Annotated in this window: 19 protein-coding genes; 18 read left to right on the top strand and 1 reads right to left on the bottom strand. The window is 67.2% G+C overall.

Features of this window, described 5'->3' with window-relative positions; all coding sequences use genetic code 11:
• Positions 1-80: 80 nt before the first annotated feature.
• The 18 genes from BIX52_RS07430 to BIX52_RS07345 all read left to right on the top strand — a co-directional run bounded on the left by BIX52_RS07430 (position 81) and on the right by BIX52_RS07345 (position 18,018).
• Positions 81-896 (top strand): ion transporter, encoded by an 816-nt coding sequence (locus BIX52_RS07430; protein ID WP_075220408.1) that lies wholly within the window; start codon positions 81-83, stop codon positions 894-896.
• On the top strand, positions 893-1,726 hold the full coding sequence (locus BIX52_RS07425; RefSeq protein WP_083660102.1) for an alpha/beta fold hydrolase: 834 nt from the start codon (positions 893-895) through the stop codon (positions 1,724-1,726). Before BIX52_RS07430 ends, BIX52_RS07425 begins: the two co-directional genes overlap by 4 nt.
• A gap of 42 nt (positions 1,727-1,768) precedes the next feature.
• Positions 1,769-2,731, top strand: a complete 963-nt coding sequence (locus BIX52_RS07420) for a DMT family transporter (RefSeq protein WP_083660101.1) — start codon at positions 1,769-1,771, stop codon at positions 2,729-2,731.
• A 325-nt stretch (positions 2,732-3,056) separates the two neighbouring features.
• Positions 3,057-3,578: a hypothetical protein gene (locus tag BIX52_RS07415; protein ID WP_245803149.1), complete on the top strand. Its 522-nt coding sequence runs from the start codon at positions 3,057-3,059 to the stop codon at positions 3,576-3,578.
• Positions 3,575-5,278: a methyl-accepting chemotaxis protein gene (locus BIX52_RS07410; protein ID WP_083550123.1), complete on the top strand. Its 1,704-nt coding sequence runs from the start codon at positions 3,575-3,577 to the stop codon at positions 5,276-5,278. Before BIX52_RS07415 ends, BIX52_RS07410 begins: the two co-directional genes overlap by 4 nt.
• Positions 5,279-5,567: 289 nt before the next feature.
• Positions 5,568-6,122 carry a F0F1 ATP synthase subunit delta gene (locus BIX52_RS07405; RefSeq protein WP_075220405.1) on the top strand — a complete coding sequence of 185 codons (555 nt, stop codon included), beginning with the start codon at positions 5,568-5,570 and terminating at the stop codon, positions 6,120-6,122.
• A 1-nt stretch (position 6,123) separates the two neighbouring features.
• Entirely contained in the window at positions 6,124-7,680 is a 1,557-nt protein-coding gene (atpA, locus tag BIX52_RS07400; protein WP_075220404.1) for a F0F1 ATP synthase subunit alpha, read from the top strand.
• Positions 7,681-7,707: 27 nt separating this feature from the next.
• Positions 7,708-8,601 carry a F0F1 ATP synthase subunit gamma gene (locus BIX52_RS07395; RefSeq protein WP_075220403.1) on the top strand — a complete coding sequence of 298 codons (894 nt, stop codon included), beginning with the start codon at positions 7,708-7,710 and terminating at the stop codon, positions 8,599-8,601.
• 252 nt (positions 8,602-8,853) lie between these two features.
• The gene (locus tag BIX52_RS07390) at positions 8,854-9,855 is read left to right on the top strand and encodes an FkbM family methyltransferase (RefSeq protein WP_108676457.1); all 1,002 of its coding nucleotides are present in this window, start codon (positions 8,854-8,856) and stop codon (positions 9,853-9,855) included.
• Between the two features lies 1 nt (position 9,856).
• Complete coding sequence (locus BIX52_RS07385; protein ID WP_075220401.1) at positions 9,857-10,612, top strand: FkbM family methyltransferase; 756 nt, start codon at positions 9,857-9,859, stop codon at positions 10,610-10,612.
• A 127-nt stretch (positions 10,613-10,739) separates the two neighbouring features.
• A complete protein-coding gene (atpD, locus tag BIX52_RS07380) occupies positions 10,740-12,158 on the top strand; it encodes a F0F1 ATP synthase subunit beta (protein WP_075220400.1) in 1,419 nt (472 codons plus the stop codon).
• Positions 12,159-12,389 carry a hypothetical protein gene (locus BIX52_RS07375; protein WP_075220399.1) on the top strand — a complete coding sequence of 77 codons (231 nt, stop codon included), beginning with the start codon at positions 12,159-12,161 and terminating at the stop codon, positions 12,387-12,389.
• Positions 12,389-12,781: a F0F1 ATP synthase subunit epsilon gene (locus tag BIX52_RS07370; RefSeq protein ID WP_075220398.1), complete on the top strand. Its 393-nt coding sequence runs from the start codon at positions 12,389-12,391 to the stop codon at positions 12,779-12,781. The genes BIX52_RS07375 and BIX52_RS07370 overlap by 1 nt, the downstream gene beginning before the upstream one ends.
• A gap of 60 nt (positions 12,782-12,841) precedes the next feature.
• On the top strand, positions 12,842-13,309 hold the full coding sequence (locus tag BIX52_RS07365) for a hypothetical protein (protein ID WP_075220397.1): 468 nt from the start codon (positions 12,842-12,844) through the stop codon (positions 13,307-13,309).
• 207 nt (positions 13,310-13,516) lie between these two features.
• On the top strand, positions 13,517-14,359 hold the full coding sequence (locus tag BIX52_RS07360) for a metal-dependent hydrolase (protein ID WP_075220396.1): 843 nt from the start codon (positions 13,517-13,519) through the stop codon (positions 14,357-14,359).
• Positions 14,356-15,165, top strand: a complete 810-nt coding sequence (locus BIX52_RS07355) for a class I SAM-dependent methyltransferase (RefSeq protein ID WP_083660100.1) — start codon at positions 14,356-14,358, stop codon at positions 15,163-15,165. Before BIX52_RS07360 ends, BIX52_RS07355 begins: the two co-directional genes overlap by 4 nt.
• 90 nt (positions 15,166-15,255) lie before the next feature.
• The gene (ahcY, locus tag BIX52_RS07350) at positions 15,256-16,668 is read left to right on the top strand and encodes an adenosylhomocysteinase (RefSeq protein WP_075220395.1); all 1,413 of its coding nucleotides are present in this window, start codon (positions 15,256-15,258) and stop codon (positions 16,666-16,668) included.
• A gap of 231 nt (positions 16,669-16,899) precedes the next feature.
• Complete coding sequence (locus BIX52_RS07345) at positions 16,900-18,018, top strand: pyridoxal phosphate-dependent aminotransferase (protein ID WP_075220394.1); 1,119 nt, start codon at positions 16,900-16,902, stop codon at positions 18,016-18,018.
• A 40-nt stretch (positions 18,019-18,058) separates the two neighbouring features.
• Here the strand turns inward: BIX52_RS07345 and BIX52_RS07340 are convergent, their stop codons facing one another.
• The gene (locus BIX52_RS07340; RefSeq protein WP_075220393.1) at positions 18,059-18,358 is read right to left on the bottom strand and encodes a hypothetical protein; all 300 of its coding nucleotides are present in this window, start codon (positions 18,356-18,358) and stop codon (positions 18,059-18,061) included.
• Positions 18,359-18,461 lie beyond the last annotated feature (103 nt).

Genomic DNA, 18,461 nt, shown 5'->3' with positions numbered 1-18,461 from the left:
GGCACCTCCCGCGACAGTCCGCCTTGACGGGTGCGCCGCGTGTCGGCCACGAGGGCGCGTCACGTGTTCCGGAGTCAGCGGTGCAAGCCCTTCAACGTCTCCTTCTCTCCCAGCGGTGGGAGTTTTTCATCGTCGTCCTGATCGTGGTGAACGCGATCATCCTCGGCCTGATGACGTCGTCGCAGGCGATGGCGGCGGCGGGCCCGGTGCTGAGCGCGCTCGACCGGCTGATCCTCGCGGTCTTCGTCGTCGAGATCCTCTTGCGGGTGATCGCCTTCCGCACCCGGTTCTTCACCGATCCGTGGAGCCTGTTCGACCTTCTCGTCGTCGGCATCGCGTTGATGCCGTCCACCGGCGGCTTCTCGGTGCTGCGGGCGCTGCGCATCCTCAGGGTGATGCGCCTCATCTCGGTGGTGCCGACCTTGCGCCGGGTGGTCGGCGGGCTGATCGCTGCGCTGCCTGGCATGGCGTCCATCATCCTGTTGATGGTGATCATCTTCTACGTCTTCTCGGTGATGGCGACCTCGCTCTACGGGCCGACCTTCCCCGACTGGTTCGGCTCCATCGGCACCTCGGCCTATACGTTGTTCCAGGTGATGACGCTGGAATCCTGGTCCATGGGCATCGTGCGGCCGGTGATGGAGGTTCACCCGGAGGCGTGGCTCTTCTTCGTGCCGTTCATCATGGTGACGTCGTTCACGGTGCTGAACCTCTTCATCGGTATCATCGTGTCGGGCATGCAGCAGGACGTCGAGGCGGAGGCGGCGGCGAGCCGCGATGCGATGATGGAGGAACAGCACCATGTCGCGCATCAGGTGAAGGCGCTGCGCGGCGAGGTGCGTGCGCTGGCGGAGGCCGTCGAGAAGCTCGCCGGGCCGAAGGCACCGGGCGCGTGAGGCCGTCAGCCGAAGCGGCTGCGCCCGTCGCGAGTGGGACGCCGGGGCCGGCCGCGGTGCCGGACGATCCTGCGCCCGCCGTGGTCTTCCTCCATGCCGTCACGCGCGACCGGTCCGATTTCGACTGTCTGCGCGTGGCACTCGGCCGGCCGTCGGCGGCGCTGGACCTCGCGGGCCACGGGGACGGGCCGAGGCTCGGCGCCTATACCGCGGTCGGCATGGCGCAGCACGTCGTTCTGCCGCAGGGGCCGCCGCCGGTGCTCTACGGCCACTCGCTCGGCGGCTGCGTCGCGCTCGCCTTCGCGGCGGCGCGGCCTGGCGCCATCCGCGCGCTGGTGCTGGAGGATCCGCCGCTCTTCGCGCTGTCGAAAGGGGACGGGGGGACGGGGGCCTTCCACCGCGGCTTCGTGCGCCTGAAGGAGCAGATGACCGGGCCTCTCGCCGCCCACAGCGAGGCGATGTGGCGCGACGAGGTCGCCGGGTGGGGCTCAGGCCACGGGCGCACCAGCACGATGGACAGGTTCGGCCCGGACGGCGTCGCGCGCCGGGCGCGGCAGATGGCGGCGTTCGATCACCGTGTGCTGGACGGCCTGATCGACCTGTCAATCGGCGACGGTTTCGACCCCGCCGCCTTGCTGCGCGCGCTGGACGTGCCGGTGACGCTCATCGCCGGCGATCCCGCCCAATCGAGCGTGCTGACGGCCGACGAGGTCCGGCGGCTTGATGCCGAATTCGGCGTCAGGGTGGTCCAGATCGAGGGCGAAGGGCATTTTGTCCACGAGGTGTTACCGGACCCCTGCCTCGAGGCGCTGAGCCGCCACCTCGACTGACCTTTGCGGCGCCGCTGCGCCCGGCATGATGAAAGGCGATCCATGTCTGCGGTGAATGCTGCGGGCACCCCCGTGGTGCCCGGCGCTGCCATTCGGCTGGACGGTGTCTCGTGGGCGATGCTGCTGTCGCTCGCGGTGCTTTGGGGCCTCTCCTTCCCCCTCGTCGAGATCGCGCTGCGCGGGCTGCCGGTCGTCACCTTGGTCGCCCTTCGCGTGTCGCTGGCGGCGGTGTTCCTCTGGGCCATCATCGCCGCGATGGGCGCCGCGCTGCCGCGTGGCCGGGCGGCGTGGCTGGGCCTCGCGCTCTTAGGGCTCACCAACAACGTCATCCCCTTTTCGCTCATCGTCTGGGGGCAGACGCAGATCACCTCCGGCCTCGCCGCCGTGCTCAACGGGACGACGCCGCTCTTCGCCGCCTTCATCGCCGGGGTGGTGCTGCCGGAGGAGCGGCTGACGGGGCAGCGTGTCGGGGGCATCCTTCTCGGGATCGGCGGGGTCGCGCTGATCGTGGGGCCGCAGGTCCTCGGCGGAATCGGCGAGGATCTTTGGGGCCAGCTCGCGATCGTCGGCGCGGCGGTGTCCTACGCGGTGTCGTCGGTCTTCGCGCGGCGCATGGGCCGGTTCGCGCTCAGCCCGCTGGTGATGAGCGCGGGGCAGACCACGTCGGCGGCGCTCGTGATGCTGCCCGCCGCCTTCGCGATCGACGCGCCGCTCTCCCTGCCGATGCCGGACCGCGAGGTCGTCCTCGCCATGCTCGCTTATGCGCTGCCGGGAACGGTGCTCGCCTACGTGCTCTATTTCGCGATCATCCGCCGTGCGGGGGCGACCAACACCGTGCTCGTCACGGTGATGGTGCCGGTGGTGGCGCTGTTCGTCGGCGCGTTCTACCTGGGCGAGCCGGTGACGGGGCGGCAGCTCGCCGGCATGGGCCTCATCGCGCTGGGGCTTTCGGTGATCGACGGGCGGCTCTGGCGGGCGGCGACGAGGCGGCGCGTTCCTGCCTGACGGTCGCCGCACCTCGGCGATGTCGCGACCGCGCGTCGCCGCCATCGCTCGGTCGGCAAGGCTCGGCCCATTCCGGCTCCCGGTAGAAATCTGAAAGTGAGGTTCGCGCCAGCCTCGTTCAAGCACGCAGCCCTACAACGCCCTGTGGACGGAACATGCCCGGTGAGACCCGGAGTGCCCGAGATTTTCCATAGGGAGGACGGCCTTGCGTCGACTGAATTTGGCCCTGTTGGCCGCGCTTGCGGTCCTTTCAGGCGGACTATATGCGACCCCCTCGCGGGCGGTCCAGGCGGAGAAGGGACAGGATTCCGCCAAGGGAATAACGGTGGCTCTGATCACCCAGGAGGTGGTCGCGGAGCTGCGCGACGCGCTGGCCAATCCGTTGGTGGCGGCGTCGATCGCCATGCAGAACGAGAAGCGCCGCGGCATCACCCAGGCGCAGATCGAAGCGCTCGACGCCACATGGGTTCAGGAGCGCGATAATAGGCGCAAGCCGCTGATCGCCGCGACGCTCTCGAGCCCGCTGTCCATCTATCTGACCCGTGTCCAGGCGCGCTCACTCGGCCTCTATGCCGAGATGATCGTGATGGATTCCTACGGTCTCAACGTCGGCCAATCGGCCATCACGTCGGACTATTGGCAAGGCGACGAGGCCAAGTGGCAGAGGACCTATCCGGTCGGCGCCTACACGGTCTTCATCGACGATGCCGAATGGCATGACGAAACCCGCACCTGGCGGGCCCAAGTGTCGCTGTCGGTCGCCGACCCTGACACGGGCCAGGCGATCGGCGCGGCGACGATCGAACTCAACCTCACCGAACTTCAGCGCCGGGCCTTCGACCGATGATGGACAATCTTTCGATCTCCAAGAAGCTTTGGGTGGCGTTCGCCTCCATCATCGGGGTGACGATGGTGGCCGCCGCCTACAACCTCTACGATTCGCAGTACGTCATCGGTTCGATCCGCGAGGCGGGCCGGATGCAGGCCGATATGGAAGACATCGGCCGCTGGCGCGATAGCGCGACGCGCACCCATTCGCGGCTGCTGTTCTACATCAACAGCGGCGACGTGGCGGTGGCCGAGGAGGTGGAGGCCGGCTTCCGCTCCATCACGTCTGCCTATGCGAACGTGACCGACACGCTGGACATGGAGTCCGATCTCGGGCGCATGGTCACCGCGCTGGCGGCGAAGATCGACCAATGGAAGGCCGACGTCGCCGATTTCCAGCTCGCCGAGATGACCGACCCGCTGACCTTCGACATGGCCCGACTGCGCGAATTGTCGCCGCGCAACGTCGCGCTGTGGGACGAGATGAACCGGGGCTTCTCCGAGATCACCGAGGCCGGACGTGCCGACCTGCAGGCGCGCAGGGCAAGGCAGCTCAAGGACCTCAACATGCTCTCGATCGTGGCTCTGGTGGCCGCGACGCTGATCCTCGTCGTCTCGGTGTCGATGGCGATGATCATGCGGCAGAGCGTGTCGCTGCCGGTGCGCCGCCTCGCCGCAACGACGGCGCGTCTGAAGGACCGCGATTGGTCCGTCGCCATCGACGGGACGCAGCGCGGCGACGAGATCGGCGAGCTGTCGCGCGCGTTGGAGGTGTTCCGCGACCAAGGCGAGCACAACGACGAGGTGGAGGCCGAGCACCGCCGTGACGCGGAGGAGAAGGCCCGCCGCGCCGAAGCGATCACCGAGGCCGTCCGCGGATTCCGCGGCCATTCGAGCGCGCTGCTCAAGCAGCTTTCGGATGCCGGCTTGAAGCTGAACGGCGCGGCCACGTCGCTCGACAGCGTGGTCGGGGCGAGCTTCACCTACACGCGCACGGTGAACGACGCGGCGTCGGCGACGGGACACAGCGTGCGCTCGGTGGCGGCCGCGGTGGAGGAGATGACGGCCTCCATCCAAGATATTTCCAGCCAGCTGCAGAATGTGTCGCACCTGACGCAGACGACCACGGACGCGACCGACACGGCGACCAAGAAGGTGGCCGGACTGAAGGCGCGGTCGGACGAGATCCACCAGGTGGTGGACCTCATCAACGGCATCGCCGGGCAGATCAACCTCTTGGCGCTCAACGCCACCATCGAGGCGGCGCGGGCGGGCGATGCCGGCAAGGGCTTCGCCGTGGTGGCGCACGAGGTGAAGCAGCTCGCCGACCAGACCGCGAAGGCGACCGAGGATATCGGCCGCGTCATCGGCCAGGTGTCGGGCGATGTCGACGAGGTGGTGTCGGCGATCAGCGTGATCTCCGGCTCGATTTCGGACGTCAACGCCAACTCCGCGGCGGTGGCGGCGGCGGTGGAAGAGCAGTCCGCCGCGCTGGGCGAAATCTCGCGCAACGTCAACGAGGTGTCGGCGCAGACCAACGGCGTCGCCACCAACGTTCAGGGTGTCGAGAACAAGGTCGGCGAAACGCGCGAGGTGGCGGGCAGCGTGAGCCAGCTCTCCAAGGCGCTGCAGGCGTCGAGCGCGGATCTGTCGGGCAGCATCGACACGTTCATTTCGGCGGTGGCGAATGACGACGTCGGTTCGCGCTCGGCGATGTGAGGCGCGCACCCGGGCCGGGTGCGGCAGGGCGCCGCGCCGGGCCCGCCTGCCGGAATTATGCTGCCGGATGGTCGCGTACCGCAGGGCGGCTTTATAAAGAAGCAAGAGAGGCAGACCGACAGGTTTGTCTCTCTTTTTGTTTGCGATCCGGGGGCAAGGTGCGCGAAATGGCCCCGGCGCAGCGCAACTTTGGGCTCGAACGGGCCCGAGCGGCGTTGCGCCAAAAAAACGCGTATGCTAAGCGCCGCGCAGTCCGCGGACGGGCAAGACGAACACCAGAAAGAACGCCTTGGCTACATCCGAATCATCCGGCGTTGCAGAACGCTACGCATCCGCGTTGTTCGACCTCGCGCGCGAGCAGAACGCGCTGGACGAGGTCGAGTCCAACGCCTCCAATCTCCGCCAGATGATCGCCGAGAGCGACGATCTGCGCCGCCTGATGGACAGCCCTGTCTTCAAGGCGGAGGATCAGATCCGCGCGCTCGACGCGGTGATGGCCTCGCACGGCGTCGGCGGCCTGGTCGCCAACTTCGCCAAGCTGACGGCGAAGAACCGCCGCCTCTTCGCGCTGGGCGACATGTTGAAGGCTTTTGCCGGGCTGATGGCCAAGCACCGTGGCGAGACGCTCGCCGTGGTGACCAGCGCCTCCCCGCTGAACGACGAGCAGCTCGAAACGCTGCGCCAGGTGCTGTCGGAAAAGACCGGCGGCACCATGAAGCTCGAGACCGTGGTCGACCCGTCGCTGATCGGCGGTCTGATCGTGCGTCTCGGCAGCCAAATGATCGATACCTCCGTGCGCACCCGTCTGTTGGGGCTGCGCCAGGCCATGAAGGAAGCCGCATAAGATGGACGTACGCGCCGCCGAAATTTCGGCCATCCTGAAGGACCAAATCGCCAACTTCGGCTCCGACGTCGAGGTTTCCGAGGTCGGCCAGGTGCTGTCCATCGGTGACGGCATCGCCCGTGTCTACGGCCTCGACAAGGTGCAGGCCGGCGAGCTCGTCGAGTTCGAAGACGGCACCCGCGGCATGGCGCTGAACCTCGAAGTCGACAATGTCGGCGTCGTGGTCTTCGGCGACGACCGTGCGATCTCCGAGGGGCAGACGGTGAAGCGCACCGGCGCCATCGTCGACGCGCCCGTCGGCATGGGTCTGCTCGGCCGCGTCGTCGACGCGCTCGGCAACCCGATCGACGGCAAGGGCCCGATCATGTTCGAGGAGCGCCGCCGCGTCGACGTGAAGGCGCCCGGCATCATCCCGCGCAAGTCGGTGCACGAGCCGATGTCGACCGGCCTCAAGGCCGTGGACGCGCTGATCCCGATCGGCCGCGGCCAGCGCGAGCTGATCATCGGCGACCGTCAGACCGGCAAGTCGGCGATCATTCTGGACACCTTCCTGAACCAGAAGCCGATCCACGACGCGAACGACGAAGCCAACAAGCTCTACTGCATCTACGTCGCCGTCGGTCAGAAGCGTTCGACCGTCGCGCAGTTCGTGAAAGCGCTCGAAGAGCGTGGCGCGCTGGAATATTCCATCGTCATCGCCGCGACCGCCTCGGACCCGGCGCCGATGCAGTTCCTCGCCCCGTTCACCGCGACGGCGATGGGCGAATATTTCCGCGACAGCGGCAAGCATGCCGTGATCGGTTATGACGACCTGTCCAAGCAGGCCGTCGCCTACCGTCAGATGTCGCTTCTGCTGCGCCGCCCGCCGGGCCGCGAAGCCTACCCGGGCGACGTCTTCTACCTGCACTCCCGCCTGCTCGAGCGCGCCGCCAAGATGGGCGATGCGGCCGGCAACGGTTCGCTGACCGCTCTCCCGGTCATCGAGACCCAGGGCAACGACGTGTCCGCCTTCATTCCGACCAACGTGATTTCGATCACCGACGGTCAGATCTTCCTCGAGACGGACCTGTTCTACCAGGGCATCCGTCCGGCGGTGAACGTCGGCCTGTCGGTGTCGCGCGTGGGGTCGTCCGCGCAGATCAAGGCGATGAAGCAGGTCGCGGGCAAAATCAAAGGCGAGCTTGCCCAGTACCGCGAGATGGCCGCCTTCGCCCAGTTCGGTTCGGACCTCGACGCCTCGACCCAGCGCCTCTTGGCCCGCGGCGCCCGTCTGACCGAGCTTCTGAAGCAGCCGCAGTTCTCGCCGCTGACGACGCCCGAGCAGGTCTGCGTGATCTATTGCGGCGTGAACGGCTACCTCGACCAGATCCCGACCAACAAGGTCGGTGCGTACGAGCAGGGTCTGCTGACGCTGATCCGCGGCCAGCACAAGGACATCCTGGACGGTATCTGGGAGAAGAAGGCGCTGACCGACGAGCTGACCGAGAAACTGAAGGGCGTGGTCGAAGGCTACACCAAGCAGTTCAAGAGCCAGGAGGTGCCGGCGAAGGCTGCGTAAGCCCCGCCGACACATCAGGATCGAATCATGGCGTCTCTGAAGGACCTCAAAGTCCGCATCGCCTCCGTGAAGGCGACGCAAAAGATCACGAAGGCGATGCAGCTCGTCGCCGCCGCGAAACTGCGTCGTGCGCAGGAAGCGGCGGAGGCGGCACGGCCTTATGCCGAGCGCATGGCCGCGGTTCTCGCGAACCTCGCCCAGATGACCGAAGGCGACCCGGATGCGCCGGTCTTGATGACCGGCACCGGGAAGGACGAGAAGCACCTGCTTGTCGTCTGCACCGCCGACCGCGGTCTCGCCGGCGGCTTCAACTCGTCGATCGTCAAGAAGGCTCTGGCCGACCTGACGAGCCTGATGATGGCCGGCAAGGATGTCAAAATCCTCTGCGTCGGCCGCAAGGGCTACGACATTCTGAAGCGCAACCACATGGACAAGATCGTCGAGCTGATCGACTTCAAGTCCGTGCGCAAGATCGGCTTCACCGAGGCTCAACTCGTGGGTGACAAGGTCGTCGCCCGCTTCGAGGCCGGCGAATTCGACGTGGCGACGCTCTATTATGCCGAGTTCCGCAACGTCATCAGCCAGGTGCCGACCGGCCTCCAGCTCATCCCGGCCGCGCCGGTGATCGGCGAGGACGAGGACACCGAGCTGAAGGCGGAAGGCGGCGGCGTATACGAGTACGAGCCGGGGGCGGCCGAGATCCTCGACGCGCTCGTGCCGCGCAACATCCGCGTGCAGATCTTCCGCGCGCTTCTGGAGAACGATGCGTCCGAGCAGGGCGCCCGCATGACCGCAATGGACAATGCGACGCGCAATGCCGGCGAGATGATCAACCGCCTGACCCTGGAGTTCAACCGGACCCGCCAGGCGCAGATCACCACCGAGCTCATCGAAATCATCTCCGGCGCCGAGTCGCTCTAAGTCGCACGGCCGGGCGTCCGGTGTCCTGCGGGACCGGACGTCCGGCCGAACCGTTTTGCGGGCCGGTTCTGGCGATCGGCAGGCCGGCCGCCATATCTCATCGAGACGACGATGATCGGGCGCACCCGCGGATCCGCATCCGCAACGGCGGCGCTCATTGCAGCCGAGGGCTGCATCCCTTTAGTGTCGCTTGAATTGTTCTGGTCGGAAGGTGACGTACCGTACCGCCGGCCGTGTTGAGAAGAGGCCCCTGTGGCAACGCGTGAACCCAAGACCGGCGCTGACAAGCGTGTGGGACGGCCGTCGAAGGCGGACGCGCGGGCCAAACGTGCCGCGGCCAACCCCGTCGTCTCCATGGACGACACGTTCGACATCTACAGCAACAAGTTCGGCCGCTACGTCATTCCCAAGGCGTACCACATGCGGGTGCTGCCGAAGATCCTCGCACAGGGCCTCGTCTACGAGCGCCGCACGATCCAGTATATCTGCGACAATGCGGGGGACGGTGACGTCATCACCGGCGGCGCCTTCATCGGCGACTTCCTCCCCGCGATTTCGGCGGCGATGGCACCGGGCGCGCTGATCCACACCTTCGAGCCGAACCCGCTCTGCCACGAAGCGTGCCGCCGCACGATTGAGATCAACGGCCTCACCAATGTGCGGCTGCACCAGGTCGCCGTCGGCCACAAGACGGCGACGATGGCGCTCAGGGTCGAGGATTTCGAGAAGGGCGAGCCGGCCGCGGCCCAGAGCGCGCTGAACAACCGCGCCAAGACCGACGATCCCGGCTACACCGCCGTCGACGTTGTGCGGCTCGACGATCTCATCGGCCCGGCGCGCAAAATCACCGTCCTTCACCTCGACATCGAGGGGTTCGAGCAGAACGCCCTGCGCGGCGCGGCGGCGATCGTGCGGCGCAACCACCCCAAACTCGTCACCGAGGGCCGCAAGACCACCGAGGCGTGGCTCGCCAAGGCGTTCCCCAAGCAGGGCTATACCCGGTTCGGGGCCTGGGAGAAGAACCAGATCTTCTCGACCGACGTGCCTGCGGGCCAGGCGGCGCCAGGAACCGGGCGCGTGCGCGTCAAGGACGACGAGCCCAAGCGCAAGGGCGGCCTCCTGAAGCGGATCAAGCGCGCGCTGGGCCTCGGCGGCAAGGCACGCGCGCCGGGCCACGGCGGCGGCCGTCCTGCCGGAGGCCGTCTCGCAGGCGAGCGGAAGGGCGCCTCCCGCCCGAAGGGCGAGCGCGGCTGAGATGGAAGCGGATACCACCACCATGACCGAACAGGCCAGCGCGACCAGCTACCAGGTGGACTATCGCGAGGCGCGGGTCGGCGACGAAATCCACTTCGTCCCCGCCTATGCGCTGCGGCGTCCTGCGGCGGTGCGCGTCCTGCGGGGCGAGCATTTCGAGCCGCTGACCCACGCCCTCGTCGCCAAGCTGATGGAGATGCGGCCGGGCCCGATGGTCCACGCCGGCACCTTCTTCGGCGACATGCTGCCGTCCTTCTCGCGGGCCTGCCCGGCGCGGCTCTATGCGTTCGAGCCGGTGTTGGAGAATTACGTCCTCGCCAAGAAGTGCATCGAGGCGAACCGGCTGACGAACGTGCTCCTGACCAATGCGGGGCTGAGCGATTCCATCGAGGTCGCGTTCATGGACACCGGCGACGGCGACAAGCACCGCGGCGGAGCGTCGCGGCTCGCCGAGTGGGGCCAGCCGGCGATGGTGACGACCATCGACTCCTTCGCCATCGAGGGCCTTTCCGTTCTGCAGCTCGACGTCGAGGGTCACGAGCTGGCGGCGCTGAAGGGCGCGGTGAAGACCATCGAGGCGTCCAAGCCCGTGATCCTCGTCGAGGACAACAAGCGGGCCTGCGACGAATTCCTTCAGGGGCTCGGCTATCGCCGCTCCGGCCGTCTGCCGGGCATCTTCGTCTGGGCGACTCCGGCGGACAAAAAGACCATCCTCCCGCTCGTTCGGGAGATGCGACAACAGGGCGAAGCGGCATGACGGGCGCAAATGTCGCCTCAGAGGCCGTTTTCTTCGCCCTTGAGCGCGCTTAAGTGCGCGCTCGATCTGGACATCAGCGCACCACCAGTTAAAGAGACGCGCGAGCGAACGCGCGAAGGCAGAGGATATGGCAGAAGCTACCGGACAAGTTACGCAAGTCATGGGCGCCGTCGTGGACGTGAAGTTCACGGACCATCTGCCCTCGATTTTGAACGCGCTCGAGACGGACAACAACGGGCAGCGCCTGGTTCTCGAGGTGGCACAGCACCTCGGTGAGAACACCGTCCGCTGCATCGCGATGGACGCGACCGAGGGTCTGTCCCGCGGCACGCCGGTGAAGGACATGGGTTCGCCGATCGAGATGCCCGTCGGCGACGGTACGCTCGGCCGCATCATGAACGTGATCGGCGAGGCCATCGACGAGGCCGGCCCGATCGCCCACACCGAGACGCGCCCGATCCACGCCCCGGCCCCGTCCTACACGGACCAGTCGACGGACGCGGAAATCCTCGTCACCGGCATCAAGGTCGTCGACCTGCTCGCGCCTTATGCGCGTGGCGGTAAGATCGGCCTGTTCGGCGGCGCCGGCGTCGGCAAGACCGTGCTCATCCAGGAGCTCATCAACAACGTCGCCAAGGCGCACGGCGGTTATTCCGTGTTCGCCGGCGTCGGTGAGCGCACCCGCGAGGGCAACGATCTCTATCACGAGATGATCGAGTCCGGCGTGAACAAGGCCGGCGGCGGCGAGGGCTCCAAGTGCGCCCTGGTCTACGGCCAGATGAACGAGCCCCCCGGCGCGCGTGCCCGCGTGGCGCTCTCCGGTCTGACGATCGCCGAGAACTTCCGCGATCAGGGCCAGGACGTGCTCTTCTTCGTGGACAACATCTTCCGCTTCACGCAGGCGGGCTCCGAGGTGTCGGCGCTTCTCGGCCGCATTCCCTCGGCGGTGGGCTATCAGCCGACGCTGGCGACCGACATGGGCGGCCTGCAGGAGCGCATCACCACCACCACCAAGGGGTCGATCACCTCGGTGCAGGCCATTTACGTGCCCGCCGACGACTTGACCGACCCGGCGCCGGCCACGTCCTTCGCCCACTTGGACGCGACGACCACCCTGAACCGCTCCATCGCGGAAAAGGGCATCTACCCGGCCGTCGACCCGCTCGACTCCACGTCGCGCATGCTCTCCGCCCAGATCATCGGTGAAGAGCACTACACGGTTGCCCGTCAGGTGCAGGAGATCCTCCAGCGCTACAAGTCGCTGCAGGACATCATCGCGATCCTGGGCATGGACGAGCTGTCCGAAGAGGACAAGCTCACCGTCGCCCGCGCCCGCAAGATCGAGCGTTTCTTCTCGCAGCCGTTCCACGTGGCCGAGATCTTCACCGGCAAGCCGGGCGTGTTCGTCGAACTGGCCGACACCATCAAGGGCTTCAAGGGCCTGGTGAACGGCGACTATGACGATCTGCCGGAGGCCGCCTTCTACATGGTCGGCACCATCGACGAGGCGATCGAGAAGGCGCAGGAACTCGCCGAAGCCGCGTAAGTGGCGGTCGCTGGCGCCTGCTGCGACACCCTGGCCGCGGTCCTTAAAGGACCGGGCGAGGGGGCGGAGCCGGCGCTGTTCCTCGACGAGGACGGAGCGCTGGCGATTGTCGTCGCCACGCTTCCCACTCCCGGCGGCCTTGGCTTTTTTGACAAGACCGCCTCCTACTGCCCGTTCTGCGGAGCGGCGCAGCGCATCCAAGACAATCAAGCGCAAGGCGTTGACAGCTGATGGCCACCTTCCCCTTCGAGATCGTGTCCCCCGAGCGGCTCCTCTTCTCCGGTGAGGTCGAGGCGGTGAAGCTCCCCGGCGCCGAGGGCGAGTTTCAGGTGATGGCCGGCCACGCCCCGCTGCTGGCGCTGCTCGGCCCCGGCGTGATGGAAGTCACCGGCGGCGAGTCGAAGGGCGAGAAGCTCTTCATCGACGGCGGCTTCTGCGACATGAACGGCGTCACCTGCACGGTGCTGGCCGAGGCGGCGACCCCGCTGGACCAGCTCAGCTCGGATGACATGAAGGCGATGATCGACGCCGCCCACAAGGGCGCCGAAGATCTGGAGCCGGCCGACCACGACGAGGCCATGCGCCGCGTCGCGGTGCTGCACATGGTCCACTCGCAGCTCTAAAAAGTTCGGAACCATTCCGGCCCGCGTGCGTTACAGCTTCATCGTGACCGGGAGTGCGGGATGATCCGCTTCATCGTCGCCGCGGCCGGCGTCATCATGATGACCGCCTCGGCTGGAGCGCAGACCCAAGTGGTCACCGACCCTGCGGTGACCCCTCCGGAAAACTCAAACTTCGTCCCGGCCGACGTGGCGCCGCCCGAAGAAGGCCCGCCCACACGCGAGGATGCCGAGGCCGCCGTCGAAGCGGCTGAAACGGCCGAGGCGATCGAGGACGCCGCCGAGGTGTCCCGCGACGAGGCGATCCCCACCCCCGCGACTTCGGCGACCGAGGCGCCGATCTCCGTCCAGGAGCTGCAGGCGAACTACAACGCCCGCTTCGCCGACTACGATGCCCGCTTCCTCGACTATGATCTGCGGCTGGAGAGTCTGCAGCGCCGCATCGCCGATCTGGAGGGTGCCGAAGCCGAACCGGGTGAGGCCGAGGCGCCCGCCGCGCCAGACCTACCGGCCGTTCCCGCGGGCGATTGATCCCATAAAATCCTCTCGGCGTCATGTGCGCGGCGAATGGCAGCAATGCGTTCGCGCGCCTGTTTCGTCCCCCTCACACGCCGTGTTAGAGCGATGGCGATCGAAAAGGCATGACGCCTTTCGCTTAAGTTGCGGCTCCACGACACGTTGAGTGCTCGCCAAACGGTCGGCCGGCGCTGGGTCGCGCGATCTGATGCCGGAGGGCCCATGGACATCATCCCGCGTAACATCCACTTCGGGATTTCGGCGGAGCCGCGCCGGCGCTGGTTCGATGATGATCTGGTCAAGACCGCCGCAGTCGACGCCTTCTCGATCTTCCTGCCCGAGGGGGAGCGCTTCTTCATTCGCTCCCTGCGCCACTATTCCGGCAAGCTGGCGAACGAAGAGCTCGACGCGGAGATCAAAGGCTACGCCGTTCAGGAAGCCTACCACACGCGCGAGCACGAGGACTATAACGTCGCCCTGCGCGAGCTCGGCTACGACATCGACGGCATGGAGGCGACGGTTCGCCACGTCCTCGGTCGGGTCAAGCGTCCTCTGGACCGGCTGCTCGTCACCTGCGCGATCGAGCAGATCACCTACGGCACGTCCAAGATGATGCTGAAGACGCCGGACCTGTTCGCCAATTCCGCCGGCCACTACGCCTGCCTGTGGATCTGGCACGCGGTGGAGGAGCTGGAGCATTCCGCCGTGGCCCCTCATGTTCTGGAGGCCGCGACGCCCGAAATGTCCGGCTTGAAGCGCTACATCCTGCGCACGGTGACCATGGCGGGTGTTCTGGCGCTGTTTTACAAGCTGTGGATCAGCCACACGGTGCGGATCGCGGTGGCGAACGGGCGGAAGCGGGACATGAAGCTGTACGGGCGCATCGTCTACCTCTTGTTCATCAGCCCCGGCCTTCTTCGGCGCACCTCCACCGGCCTGGCGCGCTATTTTCTGCCCTTCTACGACCCGGTCGCGCCGGAGGATGCCGGGCTGCTGGCCGCCGGCCGCAAGCGGCTGGATGCGCTGTTGGAGACGACACCTCTGCCGCAGAAGGCCGCCGCGTGAGCAAGACCTTCGACCGCGTCCTGAAGGCGGCCGAGCGCGGCGAGTATCCGCGCACGCTGAAGTTCATCTGGAAGCGCTGGTACGAGGCGATCTCGCTGGTGTCGTCCGAGCGCGCCTTCGCCTTCATGAACTACGGCTATCTGCCGCCCGAGCCGGTGCCGCTGGAGGCGGCCGACGAGCCGAACCGCGCGTTCATCGGCCTCTATCATCAGGCGCTGGCGGGTGTTCCCGTCGAGGGGCTGCGGGTGCTGGAGGTCGGCAGCGGGCGCGGCGGCGGCGCGGCCTACATCGCCCGCGCGTTCAAGCCGGCCGAGGTCGTCGGCGTCGACTTTTCGGCGACCGCGGTGCGCCGCTCACGCCGCTTCCATGCGGATGTGCCGAACCTCACCTTCAAGACCGGCGATGCCGAGGCGCTCCCCTTCCCGGATGCGTCATTCGACGTCGTCATCAACATCGAGTCCTCGCATTGCTACGCGAACGTGGCCGCCTTCGTGGCCGAGGCGGCGCGCGTGTTGAAGCCGGGCGGCGTCTTCACCTGGGCCGACATGCGCAATCCGGCGATGCTCCCGGCGCTGGAGCGGGACTTCGCCGCACCCGGCCTGACGCAAATCAGCGATACGGATCTGACGGAGGGAGTCGTCGCCGCGCTCAACGCGACCGACGCCGAGAAGCGGGCGCGGCTGTCGCGATACCCTTGGGCGGGCAAGGTGTTGCAGGAATTCGCGGGGGTGAAGGGGTCGACGCTTCACAAAGGCCTGCGCAAGCGGGACGTGCTCTATCTCGCCCGGAGATACCGCAAAATCTGAGCCATTGGGAGATAACGATATCTTTATATCCTTGATCCGCCGGGCCGGGGGGCCTATAGACCCCCGTAACGGAAGACAAGGAAATCGAGAATGGCTCTCGCAGACGCTCCCGCCGCCGACTACATCGTCAAGGACATCGGTCTGGCCGACTACGGCCGGACCGAGATCGAGATTGCCGAGGTCGAGATGCCCGGCCTGATGGCCGTGCGCGAGGAGAACCGCGCCGCGCAGCCGCTGAAGGGCGCGAAGATCGCCGGCTCGCTCCACATGACGATCCAGACCGCCGTGCTGATCGAGACGCTGGTCGCGCTCGGCGCCGATGTGCGCTGGGCCTCCTGCAACATCTATTCGACGCAGGACCATGCCGCCGCCGCGATCGCCGCCTCCGGCACGCCCGTCTTCGCCGTGAAGGGCGAGACGCTGGAAGAATATTGGGACTACGCCGACAAGATCCTCGACTGGGGCAACGGCGAAACCTGCAACATGATCCTCGACGATGGTGGTGATGCCACCATGCTCGTCATGCTGGGCACGCAGGCCGAGTCCGACCCGTCGGTGCTGGCGAATCCGAAGAACGAGGAAGAGGAATACCTCTTCAAGACGATCAAGGCGCGCCTCGCCAAGGATCCGACCTTCTATTCGCGCTGCAAGGCCAACATTAAAGGCGTTTCGGAAGAGACGACCACCGGTGTTCTGCGCCTCTACCAGATGGAGAAGCGCGGCGAGCTGGCCTTCCCGGCGATCAACGTCAACGACTCCGTCACGAAGTCCAAGTTCGACAACAAGTATGGCTGCCGCGAGTCGCTGGTGGACGCCATCCGCCGCGGCACGGACGTGATGATGGCCGGCAAGGTCGCCATCGTGTGCGGCTATGGCGACGTGGGCAAGGGCTCGGCCGCCTCGCTGGCCGGCGCCGGCGCGCGCGTTCTGGTGACCGAGATCGACCCGATCTGCGCTCTGCAGGCCGCGATGGACGGGTTTGAGGTCGTGACGATGGAAGACGCCGCACCGCGCGCCGACATCGTGGTGACCGCGACCGGCAACAAGGACGTCCTCACCGTCGACCACATGCGCGCCCTGAAGGACATGGCGATCGTGTGCAACATCGGCCACTTCGACAATGAGATTCAGGTCGCCGGCCTGAAGAACATGAAGTGGAAGAACGTGAAGCCGCAGGTCGACCTCATCACCTTCCCGGACGAGAAGCGGATGATCCTTCTGTCCGAAGGCCGTCTGGTGAACCTCGGCAACGCGACGGGCCACCCGTCCTTCGTGATGTCGGCGTCCTTCTCGAACCAGACGCTGGCGCAGATCGAGCTCTGGAACAACGGCGACCAGTACGAGAACAAGGTCTACGTGCTGCCCAAGCACCTGGACGAGAAGGTGGCCGAGCTGCACCTCGCCAAGCTGGGCGCCAAGCTGACCAAGCTGTCGGACGAGCAGGCCGCCTACATCGGCGTCGGCCAGGACGGTCCGTTCAAGACCGACCAGTACCGCTACTAAAGGACCGTTCGGCCGCCGCCGCGAAAGGTGGCAGCCTGAACCTTCGGCACGCTCCCGGCGGGCCGGTGCTCCTTCGGGCCGGTTCGCCCCGGCCCCCACGTCATCCGGACCGGCTTTGCCGGCCCGGTTCAGGCGCGGCTCGTCTCCCGGCGGGCCGCGCTTTCGCATCTGGCCGTCGCGCGCTCGGCGGCCCTGACCCATGGCCCCTCAACGGAAAGTCCGAGGCCCCCGATGCCCCCCTTCACCCCGCTTGCGGCAGCGCTGCCGTCCACCGTCCCCTTCGTCGGCCCCGAGGCGCAGGAACGCGCCCGCGGCGGCCCGTTCGCCGCCCGGCTCGGCGCCAACGAGAACGGCTTCGGCGCCTCGCCGCGCGTGGCCGAGGCGATTGCCGCTGCCGCCGGCGATGTTTGGCAATATGGCGATCCCGAGAATTACGACCTGAAGCGTGTGCTCTCCGCCCACCACGGCGTGGCGCCGGAGCGGGTCGGCATCGGCGAGGGGATCGACGGCATTTTGCAGGTGATCAGCCGCCTGTTCGTGGGCGAGGGGACGGCGGTCGTGACCTCCGCCGGGGCCTATCCGACCTTCAACTACCACGTGAACGGGTTCGGCGGGCGCCTCGTCACCGTGCCCTTCCGGGACGATCACGAGGACATCGACGCGCTGGTCGAAGCGGCGAAGCGCGAGAATGCGGCGCTGATGTACCTCGCCAACCCCGACAACCCGATGGGGACCTGGTGGGACGCCGACCGCATCGCGGATCTGATCGCGCGGATCCCCGAGGGGACGATCCTGCTGCTCGACGAAGCCTACATGGAGTTCGCGCCCGCCTCCGCGCAGCTTTCCATGGCGGTGGAGCACCCGCGCCTGGTGCGGCTGCGGACCTTCTCCAAGGCCTACGGGATGGCGGGGCTGCGGCTCGGCTACATCGTCGCGTCGGCAGAGATGGTGACCGCGCTCGACAAGGTGCGCAACCACTTCGGCGTCAGCCGCATCGCCCAGGCGGCGGCGCTGGCGGCGCTGGCCGACACCGCCTACCTCGAGGCGATGCTGGCGAACGTCGAGACGGCGAAGGCGCGGATGGAGACCATCGCCGCCGCACACGGCCTGACCACGGTGCCGAGCGCCACCAACTTCGTGGCGATCGACACCGGCTATGACGGGACGGTGGCGCGCGCTCTGGTGGCGGCGCTGTCGGCGCGCGGGGTGTTCGTGCGCATGCCCTTCGTCGCGCCGCAGGACCGCTGCATCCGCGTCACCGCGGGCCCGGAACGGCTGCTTGACGTGTTCGAGGCCGCGCTCGGCCCCGCACTTGCCGAGGCGACGGCACAGGTGGCCGCCGCCGAATAAGGTGCTTCCCGGTGGCGGGCGTGACGTCGCCCGCCGCCTGTCAGTCGTTCGTCAGGCGCCCGTCGCGGCCGATCAGGTTCGCCGAGTTCTGGCGCCGGTTGTACCGCTCCACGGTGGCGTAGCGGCCGGTGTAGGCGTTCCTGGTCGCGCCATAGAGCGAGTCCTGCACCGTGTCGCCGCCGTCATAGGTGACGTTGGGGCCGCGGCCGGGCACCAGGTCGTCGTCATAGACCACGCCGTTCAGATAGCTCGTCTGCGTATCGCCGAAGCTCTGCGCCGCGGCCTCGAGGCTCGCCAACGCCGCCATTGCGGCCAAGCCGCCGATCAGAAGAGGCTTCATCCACTCAACTCCCACTCACACACCCGGCACGGGAGCACACCTCGCGCCGCCGGTGGTCACGTTATGCTGAAACCCTGATGAAAGTGTTAGGTCAGCTTATCCC

The sequence above is a fragment of the Acuticoccus yangtzensis genome (genome assembly GCF_001927245.1).
Classification (GTDB): Bacteria; Pseudomonadota; Alphaproteobacteria; order Rhizobiales; family Amorphaceae; genus Acuticoccus; species Acuticoccus yangtzensis.
Note: the sequence above shows the minus strand (reverse complement) of the source record. Positions and strands in the feature narration are given on the sequence as shown.